The sequence below is a fragment of the Bifidobacterium asteroides genome, assembly GCF_003202695.1.
GTDB classification, from domain to species: Bacteria; Actinomycetota; Actinomycetes; order Actinomycetales; family Bifidobacteriaceae; genus Bombiscardovia; species Bombiscardovia asteroides_G.
Window position 1 is genome coordinate 1 of record NZ_QGLL01000001.1, and the last position, 13,058, is coordinate 13,058.

Genomic DNA, 13,058 nt, shown 5'->3' on the forward strand with positions numbered 1-13,058 from the left:
ATGGCGCAGGATCCGCTGGATGCCGCTGCCCAGGCTAAGAGAATCTGGGATTCGGTCCTGCAGGTGCTCCGCTACAGCAGCTCGCTGACCTCAAGGGACAAGGGCTGGCTGGAGGACATCACCCCTGAGGCGGTCTTCGGCACTACCATCGTTCTGCGGGTCTCCTCCAAGGCCACCCAGGAGGCTGTACAGGGACCGCTCAGCCAGCCTATCCTCAACGCACTGCAGCTGGTCACCAACCAGGAAATGTTCCCTGCTATCAAAATCGTCTATCCAAAGCAACTGGCCAAACAGATGCCGGTCGATCAGCAGAGTGACCAACGTGCATCCGCCATGACCGGGTCCGCCCCGGGTAGTGGCGAGTTTCGTCAAGTTCCCAGTTCCGCTCAGGATGTCTACGGCGACTACCAGCGTCAGACCGGCGTTGACCAATCCTCCGGCTCGGAGGCTCACTCGGACTGGCGGACAGAGAATGGTGCGACCTCCAAGTCCCCGGTTGTTTCCATCAATGACTTTCATCAGGGCACTTATGTGCCCATGACCTTGGACATGCAGGCCGAACTGTCCGAACCTTCCTCTGTTATGAGGTCAGCGGCAGTCGATGATGCCGACCAGCAGAACGAGGCAGAGAGGACCGCATCCCGGCCCTCCTCATTCACTGTGCCCCGCTTCCCCATGAGTCAGAACAGGGTGGAGCGCGACCCTCAGACTCACCTGAACAAGAACGCCACCTTCGACACTTTCGTCCCAGGCGACTCCAACCGCTTTGCGAGGACTGTGGCCTTGGCCGTTGCCGAAGGCTCGGGCCAGGACTTCAACCCCTTGTGCATCTACGGCAGTTCGGGCCTGGGCAAGACCCATCTGCTCAACGCCATCGGAAACTATGCTCTGGTCAAGGATCCCTCGCTCAAGGTCCGATACGTCAACTCGGAGGAATTCACCAACGAATTCATCGACGCCCTGCAGAACTCCACCCAAGGGTCGGGCCAGATCGCGGAATTCAACCGTCGTTACCGGCAGGTGGACGTGCTCCTTATCGATGACATCCAGTTTCTGGGGGGCAAGGAAGCCACCCTTGACCAGTTCTTCCATACCTTCAACGCCCTGCATGATGCCAACAAGCGCATCGTCATCGCCTCGGACGTGGCCCCCAAGAATCTGAAAGGCTTCGAATCGCGACTGATCTCGCGCTTCGACTCGGGTCTGACTGTGGATGTCAAGCCGCCGGACCGAGAGACCCGGGTGGCCATCCTGCGAATGATGGCCTCCATGAACGGAGTCAGCATCCCCAACGAGGTCCTGGATCTCATAGCGGAACGCTTCACCGAGAACATCCGAGAGCTCGAAGGGGCTCTGACCCGCGTCACAGCCGTGGCCAGTCTCAATAATCAGCCTGTAACAACAGCCTTGGCTGAACAGACCCTGCAGGACTTCTTCTCTACAGACGTAGAGATCAAACCCACTGACATCATCTCCCAAGTGGCCAAGTACTTCCACCTCACCTTTGACGATATCGTCGGCCGCACGCGCACCAAGAACATTGCCCTAGCCCGGCAGATCGCCATGTACCTGGCTCGAGAAATGACCAGCATGTCCCTGGTAGACATCGGCGAGGTTTTCGGCGGTCGTGACCACACCACGGTCATGCATGCCTACACGCGTATCTCCAATGAGATGCAGGAAAAACGGGAGATCTACAACTACGTCATGGAGCTGACCGTCCGGCTTAAGCAACCGCAGAATTGATACGACACGCAGACGCTTATGTGGATCCGCAGAAAAAGATATCCACCTACTTATCCCCGAGTGTGGGCAAACCTTGGGATTAACCCACCGCTTTTCCGGGGACAAGTGGTGGATCATCAGCGAATAACCACTAGAATTTTGTGGATAAATCAGCAAAAATCTACTTTTGTGGATAAATTGGCTTTTTAGCCACATTCTTTTCACCACTTATCCACAGCGCTCTCCTGAGGTCTATCCACCTCGTTGCAAGGTTTTGCGAACTTATCCACACCATCCACCGGGCTTATTACGATGACTCTATGTATATTTATGCAATAATCACCATCTCACTCAATCGCATCTACCCACTCCAACCACATCGCTTGACCGATTGGATAGAATGAATCCAGTTCATTCATCGACAAGAAGGCTCCCATGAAAGTTGAAGTGAATTCATCCGCACTCTCGGATGCAGTGGCTTGGACCACCCGCATTATCCCTTCCCGACCAGCTTCACCGATTCTGGCAGGCATCAGAATGGAAGCCTCTGACGGAACATTGAAACTCTCTGCTTTCGACTATGAGGTTTCAGCAAGGAACCACATCGAAGCGGGCATCGACGAGTCCGGAACAGCCCTGGTACTGGGCAAACTGCTGGCAGACATCACCAAATCTCTGCCATCTGAGAAGACCTATCTGTCGACCGAGGGATCCAAGATGACCATTACCTCGGGCAAATCCACGTTTTCCCTGCAGCTGATGCCTGACAGCGAGTATCCCGACCTTCCTGCCGCTCCCCAACCTATGGGCCAGGTAGATGCTCAGACCTTTATCCAGTCCATCTCACAATCCACCGTTGCTGTTTCCCGAGAAGAGAGCCGCCCCGTCCTGACCAGCGTAAAGACCGAGATCACCGGTGACAAGGTGGTCATGACCGCTACTGACCGTTTCAGGCTGTCCCGTTCGAGTTTCACTTGGACTCCTCGCGATGCCGATTTCTCTGCCTCCATGCTGATCCGGGGCTCACTACTGCGTGACATTGCCCGTTCCCTTGATGAGCACCAGAACGTGACCATGGATTATGAGGCTGACAACCCCACCATCATGGGCGTGGAAAATGCCGGAAAAATATCCACCACCCAGCTGATCGACGGAGAATTTCCGGCCGTGGATCGCCTTTTTTCGGACGAATACCCCATCCAGGCGGTCATCGCCCGACAGGATCTGATCGATGCCATCAAGCGCGTGGCCCTGGTGGCCGAACGCAATGCCCCCATTCGCATGGTCTTCTCCGGCAACGAGGTAACCCTAAGCGCAGGCACGGCGGACGAAGCTCAGGCCCATGAGGTTCTGCAGGCGGATATGGACGGTGAGGACATTACAGTAGCTTTTAATCCAAGCTACCTGATCGACGGGCTGGGTGCTATCGCTGAGCCCTTTGTCCGCATCAAGATGACTTCGGCGGTCAAGGCCGTAGAGTTCAACGGCCAGCAGGAACAGGACTCCGAGGAGTCCATGGACTACCGCTACCTGCTGGTACCCATGCGCTTCAACAACTGACCCCGAGCTGGTTCGAGGAACGATCGCCGTGCACATCTCCCGTCTGGTTCTGGATCACTTTCGTTCCTGGGAGCATTGCGTCCTCGATCTGGAGCCCGGTGTGACCATTCTGGAGGGTCGCAACGGCTTGGGCAAGACCAACCTGGTCGAGGCCATCGAGGTCCTGTCCACCGGCGGCAGTCATAGGACGTCATCTTCAATGCCCTTGGTAGAACGTGGGCAGTCCAAGGCCACCGTCAGGGCCAGACTGGAGCAGGACGGAACTGCTACCGACTATCAGCTGACCATTGTCGCCAAGGGAGCCAATCGGGGAAGAATCAACGGCGGCCCCTCGCTTTATCAACGGGACTTGGTGGGTCGGGTGCCCTGCGTAACCTTCAGCCCGCAGGATCAGCTCATGGTTTCCGGAGAGCCTGCGGCCAGGCGGGCCGTGCTGGACCAGGCCGGCAGTCAGCTCGATGCCGACTACTTCCAAGTCCGGCAGGATTTTCGTCATGTGGCTAGGCAGCGCGCGGCCTTGCTCAAGCAGCTCTCCCAGGCGGGTCATGACCCTTTGGGTGATGGACGTGATGCCGCCCTGTCCGGCCTTGAGGTCTGGACCGGGCAATTTATTCGTACCGGGCTGGAACTGAGTCGACGACGAGCGGCTCTAGTAGAGGTCTTGAATCAGCCCTTCGGCGATCTTTATGGTCAGCTGGCAGGCTCTGATCAGGATGCTCGATTGATCTACCGGCCCTCCCTGGAGGAGATCGGACCCGATAGACAGACAGGACCCGAGGTCGCCGAAGCTGTCAGCCGTCACTTTCAACGGATATACCCGGGAGAGGTGGCCCGGGGTAGCAATCTGATCGGTCCTCAGCGCGATGATCTGGTCTTCACCCTCAACGGCATGCCTGCCCGGGAGTTTGCTTCCAACGGTGAGATGTGGACCCTGGCCCTGGCCCTGAGACTGGCTCTGCTGCAGGTAGTCAAGGATCGTCGTGCTCTGGAGCCCATCGTCATTCTGGATGATGTCTTCGCCCAGTTGGATAGAAACCGCAGGGATCAGATTTTGGATTTTGCCCGTCAGCAGGATCAGGTGCTGATCACTGTGGCCGCCGACAGTGACGTTCCTTCTCTGCAGGGTACCAGGCTGGTGGATGTCTCCAGACTGAGGTCCTCGCAGCCATCCGATCCAGCTGCCCAAGACCCGGCCATTGCCAGTGCCATGCAGGACCTGCGCCGATCCAGAGCGACGGTTCACGGCGACTTGGCTATGCCGAATGGGTTTGAAAAGGATGACCAGTCGTGAAAGCGCCCATGGTTGAAACTCTGCATCTGGACCAGCGCCTATTGCCGTCCCTAGTCTTCGAGGGTTGCACGCGACGGGCTGCCACTCGTCGGCAGCGGGAGGACAACTCCCGTAAGGCTTGGTATGCATTCGGCAAACCTGGACGTGACCCAGCCAAACTTGGAGGCGTGGTGACCAGCTTGGCGGCCGGGAGCGGGTGGACCAGCCATCTGAAGGTGGCCCGGCTGCGCAACCAGTGGGACAGTGTGGTGGGTCCCGGCATCGCCGCCCATTCAAGAGTGGTCTCCTACCGGGAGGGCGTGTTGATCATCCAGGCGCAGACCACGGTCTGGGCCACCCAGCTGACCTACCTGGTCCCTCAGCTCAAGGCGACCATTGTCAAGCGGTTGGGTATGCCGGTCAAGCAGATCCGAGTGACTGGTCCTCACAACTATAGTTTTCGCCGTTCGCGGTTCGATCCGCCTGGTCGAGGAGTGCGCGACACCTATGGGTGAACCCATAATCGGCGAATACTCTCTTTTCAGCTTTCTGTAAGCCTAAAGTCCCCTAGCGCTGGTAATCTATAGGTCAGAGGGTCAAACGCTTCCAAGGCCCCTTTATGGACGATTTGGAACCTGGTGACCATGACTCGATCCCCCCGCTCGGCCACGAACGGAAGCTGCTTTGTCGTCAGTGGCCGACGATGGGGGTGCAGAAAGGACTATCCGTGGCAGATCTCAATACTGACCCGTCCCGGAACCCGAAAGAGGGCCGGGAACAAGAGGAGGACAAGCCTCAGGATGACGGCATGACGGGCCAGGATCGGCTGGACGATGCACAGTTGGATGACTCGCTTTCCCCCGAGCACTATGACGCCAGCGACCTGAAAGTGCTGGAGGGGCTGGAAGCGGTTCGCGTCCGTCCCGGCATGTATATCGGATCAACAGGCCCCAGGGGCCTGCATCATCTGGTCTATGAGATCGTCGATAACTCGGTTGACGAGGCTCTGGCCGGGTATGCCGATCATATTGAAGTCACCATCCTGCCCGACAATGGCATCCGAGTGGACGACAACGGTCGTGGCATCCCTGTGGACGAAGTGCCAGGCGAGGGCAAGAGCGGCGTCGAAGTGGTCATGACCAAGCTACATGCCGGAGGTAAGTTCGGCGGCGGCGGGTACGCGGTTTCGGGCGGCCTGCACGGCGTGGGCATCTCCGTAGTCAACGCCCTGTCCACCCGGATCGATGTCCAGGTGCGCCGACAGGGCTACCACTGGCATCAGAGCTTCCGCAACCAGAAACCCACGGCTCCCCTGTCCAAGGATCAGGCCATGGGGCCGGAAGAGAACACCGGCACATCGGTGACTTTCTGGGCCGATCCCAAAATCTTCGAGACCACGGTCTACGACTTCGAAACCCTGCGCAGCCGTTTTCAGCAGATGGCCTTCCTCAACAAGGGTCTGCGGATTACCCTGACCGACCTGCGCCCCAACGATCAGGCCGGCGACGAGGTGACGGGCGAGGAGCAGACCCCGGAGCAGAAGGGCCAGTCCGTCAGCTACCAGTACGCCAATGGCATCAAGGACTATGTGGATTACCTGGTCAAGGTCAGGAAGGCTACGCCTGTGGAGTCCGAGGTCATCGACTTCGAGGCCGAGGACCTGAAACTGGGCATCTCCGCCGAAGTGGCCATGCAGTGGACCACCGCCTACTCGGAGTCGGTTCACACCTTCGCCAATACCATTGCGACCACCGAGGGCGGCACCCACGAAGAGGGGTTCCGCGCGGCCCTGACCAGCATGATCAACCGCTACGCTCGGGACAAGAGCATCCTCAAGGACAAGGACGACAACCTCTCGGGCGACGATGTGCGTGAGGGGCTGACCGCCGTAGTCTCCGTCAAGCTGACCAACCCCCAGTTCGAAGGCCAGACCAAGACCAAGCTAGGCAACTCCGAGGCCAAGACCTTCGTTCAGCGGGTCATGACCGAGCGGCTGAGTGACTGGTTCGACGCCCATCCCGGCGAGGCCAAGGCCATCATCCAGAAAGCCATGGAGGCCTCCCGAGCCAGGATCGCTGCCAAGAAGGCCCGCGAGAACACCCGGCGCAAGTCCATCTTCGAGACGGCCGGCATGCCAGACAAGCTCAAGGACTGCCAGTCCAGCAATCCCGAGGAGTGCGAGCTGTTCATCGTGGAGGGCGACTCTGCAGGCGGCTCAGCCATCCAGGGCCGCAACCCCATGACCCAGGCCATCCTGCCCCTGCGCGGCAAGATACTCAACACTGAGCGGGCCAGCCTGGACCGCATGATGAAATCCGACACCATCGAATCCCTGATCACAGCCGTGGGCGGGGGATACGGCGAGGACTTCAACATCGACAAGGTGCGCTACCACAAGGTCATCATCATGGCCGACGCTGATGTGGATGGCGCCCATATAGCCACCCTGAATCTGACTCTCTTCTTCCGCTACATGCGGCCTATGATCGAGGCTGGCTACGTCTACGTAGCCATGCCGCCGCTTTACCGGCTCAAGTGGACCAAGGGACCGCACAGCTTCGTCTACACCGATGCAGAACGTGACAGGGTCCTGGCCGAGGGCAAGGCCTCCGGCCGGCAGCTGCCCAAGGGGGAAGGGATCCAGCGCTACAAGGGTCTAGGCGAGATGAGCTACCAAGAGCTCTGGGAGACGACCATGGATCCGGATCACCGCATCCTCAAGAAGATCCATATTGATGACGCCGAACAGGCCGACGAGACTTTCACCATGCTCATGGGCGACGAGGTAGAGCCCCGGCGTCTGTTCATCCAACGCAACGCCCACGACGCCCGCTTCATCGACGCGTGAGGCAGAAGCCTCCCCTTTTCACCATTTGAGCTAAGGATCGATTTTGGCAGACGATAACAACAACGATAAAAGCTCGGACCAGGACGGCCTCAACCTGCCTGATGGGTCTCGAGAGCCGCTCAGCCCCCAGGAGATGGACAACACCGATTATGGTCTTCTCCAGGGCGAGCGGATTCAACCCATTGACCTCCAGCAGGAGATGAGGGAATCCTACCTGTCCTATGCCCTGTCCGTGATCGTGGAGCGGGCCTTGCCCGATGTCCGCGACGGCATGAAGCCGGTCCATCGCAGGGTCATCTATGCCATGTACGACGGCGGATACCGGCCCGACCGTGGCTATAACAAGTGCTCGCGCGTAGTGGGCGATGTCATGGGCAAGTACCATCCCCACGGCGATTCCGCTATCTATGACACTATCGTGCGTCTAGCACAGTCCTGGTCCATGCGTTACCCGCTGGTGGACGGCCAGGGCAACTTCGGCTCCCCCGGCGACGACCCGGCAGCCGCCATGAGGTATACCGAGTGCCGCATGGCTCCCCTGGCCATGGAGATGGTGCGCGACATCGACAAGGATACGGTCGACTTCATCCCCAACTACGACGGCAAGACCCAGGAACCAACGGTTCTGCCTTCTCGCTTCCCCAACCTGCTGGTCAACGGGTCGGCAGGCATCGCCGTGGGCATGGCCACCAACATTCCTCCGCACAACCTGCGCGAGATATCCAAGGGTGTGCACTGGGCCCTGGAGCATCCCGAGGCCTCCAAGGAGGAACTGCTCAACGCTCTGATAGCCATCATCAAGGGACCGGACTTCCCCACTGGCGCCACCATTCTGGGCCACAAGGGCATTGAACAGGCCTATCGGACCGGACGTGGCCTAATCACTATGCGGGCCGTGGTCAATACCGAGGAGATCCGCGGCAGGATGTGCCTGGTGGTCACCGAGCTGCCCTACCAGGTCAATCCCGACCGGCTGGCCTCCTCCATCCGCGAGGCTGTGCGCGACGGCAAGATCCAGGGCATCGCCGACATGCGCGATGAGACCTCGGGTCGTACCGGCCAGCGTCTGGTTCTGGTCCTTAAGCGTGATGCCGTGCCCAAGGTGGTTCTCAATAACCTCTACAAGCACACCCAGTTGCAGCAAACCTTCGGGGCCAACATGCTGGCCCTGGTGGACGGGGTCCCGAGGACTCTGAGTCTGGATGCGTTCATCCGCCACTGGGTGGAACACCAGCTTGATGTGGTCGAGCGGCGTACCCGCTACCTGAAGCGGGAAGCCGAGGATCGCGACCATATCCTGCAGGGGTATCTGAAGGCCCTGGACATGATCGACCAGGTCATTGCGCTGATTCGTGCCTCCAAGGATGTAGAGACAGCCCGCACCGGCCTGATGGAGCTGCTGGACGTGGACGAGGTTCAGGCCGATGCCATCCTGGCCATGCAGCTACGCCGTCTGGCTGCCCTGGAACGGCAGAAGATCCTGGACGAGCACGAGGATCTCATGCGCAAGATTGCCGACTATAACGACATTCTGGCTCACCCCGAGCGCCAGCGCACCATCGTGGGCGACGAGTTGGATGAGATCGTCGACAAGTACGGTGATGAACGGCGTACCCGTATCGTTCCCTATTCGGGTGAAATGAACGTTGAGGATCTGATCGCCGACGAACAAGTGGTGGTCACTGTTACCCACTCCGGTTTCGTCAAGCGAACCAAGGCTGACGAGTACCGGGCGCAGCACCGCGGCGGAAAGGGCATCCGCGGGGCCAGGCTGCGCGAGGACGATGTGGTGGATCACTTCTTCCTGACCAGCACCCACAACTGGCTGCTCTTCTTTACCAACAAGGGCCGGGTGTACCGGCTCAAGGCTTATGAGCTGCCTGAGGGTTCCCGCGACTCCAAGGGACAGCATGTGGCCAATCTGCTGCAGCTGGGCCCGGGCGAGCGGATCGAACAGGTCCTTTCCCTGCATGGCTACGACGATGCCGACTATCTGGTTCTGGCGACCCGGACCGGGCGGGTCAAGAAGACCCGTCTGGCCGAGTATGATTCGCCCCGTCAAGGTGGTCTGATCGCCGTGCGGCTGATGGAGCTGGGTACAGTCACAGACGAAGACGGGCATGAGGTGCCTCAGAGCGACGAGCTGGTGGGTGCTGCCCTCTGCAATGCCGATGACGAGATCATCCTGGTCTCCCGCAAGGGCATGAGCGTGCGTTTCCCGGCCGACGACTCCACCCTGCGACCCATGGGACGGCAGACTTCAGGAGTTCAGGGCATGCGGTTCCGTCCCGGTGATGAGCTGCTGAGCATGGATGTGATCGCCAAGGAGTCCGAGGATGACCTGCTGGTGGTCACCGACGAGGGATTCGCCAAGCGAACCGCTCTGAGCGAGTACCGCCTGCAGGGCCGCAACGGTTATGGAGTCAAGGCTATTGCCATGGTCGAAGGCCGTGGTTCTCTGGTTGGCGCCTTGGTGGTGAACGAGGACGATCAGATCATGGCCATCATGAAGTCCGGCAAGGTCATCCGCTCCGATGTGGCCGAGGTCAAGCGAACCGGACGCAACACCCAAGGGGTAACCCTGGCCAAGCCTGACAAGGGCGACGAGATTCTCTCCATCGCCCGCAATGCCGAGCGTGACGATCAGGAGGAGGATGCCAGTCAGACCGACCTGGCTTCCGCAGCTCCCCTAGCGGCCAAGGATCAGCCCATCGCCACCACCGGAACCGGCGACGGTCAGAGCCTGGCTCAAGGGGACTGAGTGGTCCGCTATCAGTCTGACAAGACTGATAGCCTCGTAAGAAGTCATGCAGGTCTAGCGGCGGTAGGCGCGGGCCATTGAAAGCAAGGATCAAGGAGTGCCGATGAGCCAGGATGATCAGAAGCAGGTCAAGGCCGGCAATCAAGGTGTCAGAAAGCCCCAGAAGGGGAAGACCAAGGCCGATGAATCCGCACAGAAGTCCCTTCGGTCTTCTTCACCGGCCACTCCTCCAACTTCTGCAGCCAGCAGAACGACATCTAGACGTTCTCTAAGAGCCACAGCTTCGGCTGCCGATCCTGTCAAGGTATCCTCGGATACACGTCCCCATGTGCCCCGGGCCCGGCGTATGCAGCTGTCCCTGACCCGGCTGGAGCCTTGGTCAGTAGCTAAAGTCACCTTCCTGCTGGCCATCGCCGGGGGCATCATTCAGGTGGTGGCCGCTGCCCTGCTCTGGTTCCTGCTCAACGCCATGGGGCTCTTTGATAATCTGACCCAAGTCATCTCCAAGACGGGCCTGGATGCGGGCGGCTTCGACCTGGGCCAAGTGCTGAGCCTAGGGACGGTTCTGAGTTCGGTGACCATCTTCTCTATTTTTGAGATTGTCATAGTAGTGGTTCTGGTCACCATTTTCGCCTTCCTCTACAACCTGGTCAGCTCCCTGGTGGGTGGCATCCACGTGACCTTGGGCGACGACTGAGCTCTTCGTCAGCGCAGTCAATCGGTCGATAGAACCGAGAGCGATTTAGACTGGGATTGTGCTCTCGACATACTTGGACTACTTCAGCGGATCCTTCGGCATATCTTTGGTCTTTTGGCCCCTGGCTTCGCTGATCCTGACCCTGCCCATTCTTGCCCTGATCTACAACCGTTATCACCGGCTTCGACTGACAGCAGCCATGGCAGCCTATCTGACCGTATTATACCTGCTGGCCTTGGTCTTCTTCACCCTCTGGCCTATGCCAGACGACCGTGCCGCCTTCTGCGCCACCCATCATTTAAATCCCCAGCTCAACCCGCTGCAGTTCCTCACCGACCTGAGCACAGGCGGGCGGATGGCCCTGCTGCAGATCCTGCTCAATGTGGCTTTCTTCTTGCCTCTGGGCTTCATTATGGGTCGGGTCTTCCGCTGGCGCTTCATCCTGGCTCTGCCGGTCGCTCTCCTGGTCTCCCTCTTCATCGAGACGGCCCAGCTGACCGGGGTTTTCGGCATCGTGGGCTGCGCCTACCGACTCTTTGACGTGGACGACCTGATTTGGAATACTTCAGGCGCCATAATTGGCTACCTGGTGGCCATGGTGGCCAACAAACTGGTTCCCACCCGTCAGGCTGACGCCGCTCAGCTGGTCACCAACCCAGGGTTCATACACCGTGCCGTTTCCCTGGCTCTGGATCTGCTCCTGGCCACCATCCTGTCCATGTCTTTGGGGATGGGCGTGACCTATGCGATCCATCGCCTGGGCACCTATCAGCTGGATGGCCACTACCGCTTTGGCGGGTTGCTGATCTCCCCATCCGCTTTGGATGCGTTCGGAACTGTGGTGAATCTGGCCATGCTGCTGATTTTCGAACTGCTCATCCCCCTGCCCCGTCGTGGACGGACACTGGGCGCCACCTTCACTCACATGACAATTGAGACCAAGCAGCGGCATGGGTGGTCCCGCTTCCTCTTCTATCTGTTCAGGACTGCAGTCATCCTAGCCGTCTTCGGCCCTTGGACCGGCAGCGTTCAGATTGCAACGCGCATCCTGGCTCTGCTCCTGCTGGTCTTCTATCTGATCAAGCGGCAGATGCCCTACGACCTCTTGCCTGGGACAGCCTACCGAGAGGAAGATATAGGTGCAGAGGAATCCGCCGTCGACCGGCGGGGGTGAAGCCTGACCTCGGACAGGATGATTGCGGAGAAGATGATGGCGAAGCCCAGCAAATGGGTTGCCGTCAGCTCTTCGTGCAGGACCAGGACCGAGACCAGCATCCCGAACAGGCTCTCCGAGCACAGGATCAGCGAGCCTTGGGCGGCAGGAACCCTGGAAAAGGCAATATTTTGGAAGTTCTGGGCCATCAGGGTTGAGATCAGCGTCAGATACATCATGGAGCCCAGGGTCGAAGGCGTGAAGTCGGCCGCGCTGGGCAGGGGATCGAAGATCAGCGCGCAGACCAGGAAGAGGATACCGCCGAAAAGCAGCTCCAGATAGGTCAGCGTGGGGGCATCGAACTTCTTGGTCAGGAAACCGGTGATGACCAGGTTGACGCCATAGAGCAGGGCGCCGGCCAGAGTCAGCAGGTCACCAGTGCTCAAAGACAGCCCCTGTCCCCCGCCGTGAGCCGGCAATGAGATCAGAGACACACCCAGAATGCAGATGGCAGCCGCGACGAAGTGGCGCAGGGCCGGCCGTCGACGTGCCAGGATCCAGACCAGGAAGGGCACAAAGATGCAGTAGGTCGCCGTAAGAAAGGAGTTGCGGCCTGGAGCGATGGTGGTCAGCCCCATCATCTGCAGACTGAAGGCCGCCCAGTAGCTGACCCCCAGGATCAAACCAGGGACCAGGGTGTGTATGGCCCCGGTTCTGCGCAGCCGTGGCAGCAAAAAGGGCGTCATGATGACGATGGCACACAGAATACGAATGCCCATCAGCCAACGCACGGTCAAGGTCTCCATGGCAACCTTTTCGAAAGTGTATCCGGCTCCCCAGGCGGCGGCGGCCATCAGCAGCATCAGACGAGCTAGCCAGGTGGAGGGTTTCCAGGACGAAGAGGGTGCGAAGGTAGACATGTTTTGACTCTAATCGTGCCCGTCCACAAGTGAGACTCGATTCGCAAAACCCGCCATCCGTCCATTCGACTGTTGGACTCTGCGCTGACTTATGCCACGAAGATGGCATCTGGACTCAGGCAGC

Annotated in this window: 9 protein-coding genes; 8 read left to right on the forward strand and 1 reads right to left on the reverse strand. The window is 59.2% G+C overall.

Going from position 1 to position 13,058, the window contains the following annotated elements:
* The 8 genes from dnaA (at position 1) to DKK75_RS00040 (ending at position 12,035) form a co-directional block, all read left to right on the forward strand.
* Positions 1–1,746 (forward strand): chromosomal replication initiator protein DnaA, encoded by a 1,746-nt coding sequence (gene dnaA, locus DKK75_RS00005; protein ID WP_110451442.1) that lies wholly within the window; start codon positions 1–3, stop codon positions 1,744–1,746.
* 414 nt (positions 1,747–2,160) lie between these two features.
* Positions 2,161–3,285, forward strand: coding sequence for a DNA polymerase III subunit beta (dnaN, locus tag DKK75_RS00010; protein WP_110451443.1), 1,125 nt, complete (start codon positions 2,161–2,163; stop codon positions 3,283–3,285).
* 28 nt (positions 3,286–3,313) lie between these two features.
* On the forward strand, positions 3,314–4,576 hold the full coding sequence (gene recF, locus DKK75_RS00015; RefSeq protein ID WP_110451444.1) for a DNA replication/repair protein RecF: 1,263 nt from the start codon (positions 3,314–3,316) through the stop codon (positions 4,574–4,576).
* Complete coding sequence (locus tag DKK75_RS00020; RefSeq protein WP_110451445.1) at positions 4,573–5,070, forward strand: DUF721 domain-containing protein; 498 nt, start codon at positions 4,573–4,575, stop codon at positions 5,068–5,070. Before recF ends, DKK75_RS00020 begins: the two co-directional genes overlap by 4 nt.
* A gap of 293 nt (positions 5,071–5,363) precedes the next feature.
* On the forward strand, positions 5,364–7,403 hold the full coding sequence (gene gyrB, locus DKK75_RS00025; protein WP_219997302.1) for a DNA topoisomerase (ATP-hydrolyzing) subunit B: 2,040 nt from the start codon (positions 5,364–5,366) through the stop codon (positions 7,401–7,403).
* A gap of 133 nt (positions 7,404–7,536) precedes the next feature.
* The gene (gene gyrA, locus DKK75_RS00030) at positions 7,537–10,164 is read left to right on the forward strand and encodes a DNA gyrase subunit A (RefSeq protein ID WP_258333111.1); all 2,628 of its coding nucleotides are present in this window, start codon (positions 7,537–7,539) and stop codon (positions 10,162–10,164) included.
* 103 nt (positions 10,165–10,267) lie between these two features.
* A complete protein-coding gene (locus DKK75_RS08105; protein WP_181414367.1) occupies positions 10,268–10,861 on the forward strand; it encodes a DUF3566 domain-containing protein in 594 nt (197 codons plus the stop codon).
* Between the two features lie 58 nt (positions 10,862–10,919).
* Positions 10,920–12,035 (forward strand): VanZ family protein, encoded by a 1,116-nt coding sequence (locus DKK75_RS00040; protein ID WP_110451447.1) that lies wholly within the window; start codon positions 10,920–10,922, stop codon positions 12,033–12,035.
* On the opposite strand, the gene DKK75_RS00045 is transcribed toward DKK75_RS00040, so the two are convergent.
* Positions 11,981–12,934 (reverse strand): DMT family transporter, encoded by a 954-nt coding sequence (locus DKK75_RS00045; protein WP_110451448.1) that lies wholly within the window; start codon positions 12,932–12,934, stop codon positions 11,981–11,983. The genes DKK75_RS00040 and DKK75_RS00045 overlap by 55 nt on opposite strands.
* Between the last annotated feature and the right edge of the window lie 124 nt (positions 12,935–13,058).

Bases quoted from the DNA above. Each gene is read 5' to 3' on its own strand.
- dnaA (WP_110451442.1), top strand. From the start codon at position 1: ATGGCGCAGGATCCGCTGGATGCCGCTGCCCAGGCTAAGAGAATCTGG.
- dnaN (WP_110451443.1), top strand. From the start codon at position 2,161: ATGAAAGTTGAAGTGAATTCATCCGCACTCTCGGATGCAGTGGCTTGG.
- gyrB (WP_219997302.1), top strand. From the start codon at position 5,364: ATGACGGGCCAGGATCGGCTGGACGATGCACAGTTGGATGACTCGCTT.
- gyrA (WP_258333111.1), top strand. From the start codon at position 7,537: ATGGACAACACCGATTATGGTCTTCTCCAGGGCGAGCGGATTCAACCC.
- DKK75_RS08105 (WP_181414367.1), top strand. From the start codon at position 10,268: ATGAGCCAGGATGATCAGAAGCAGGTCAAGGCCGGCAATCAAGGTGTC.
- DKK75_RS00045 (WP_110451448.1), bottom strand. From the start codon at position 12,934: ATGTCTACCTTCGCACCCTCTTCGTCCTGGAAACCCTCCACCTGGCTA.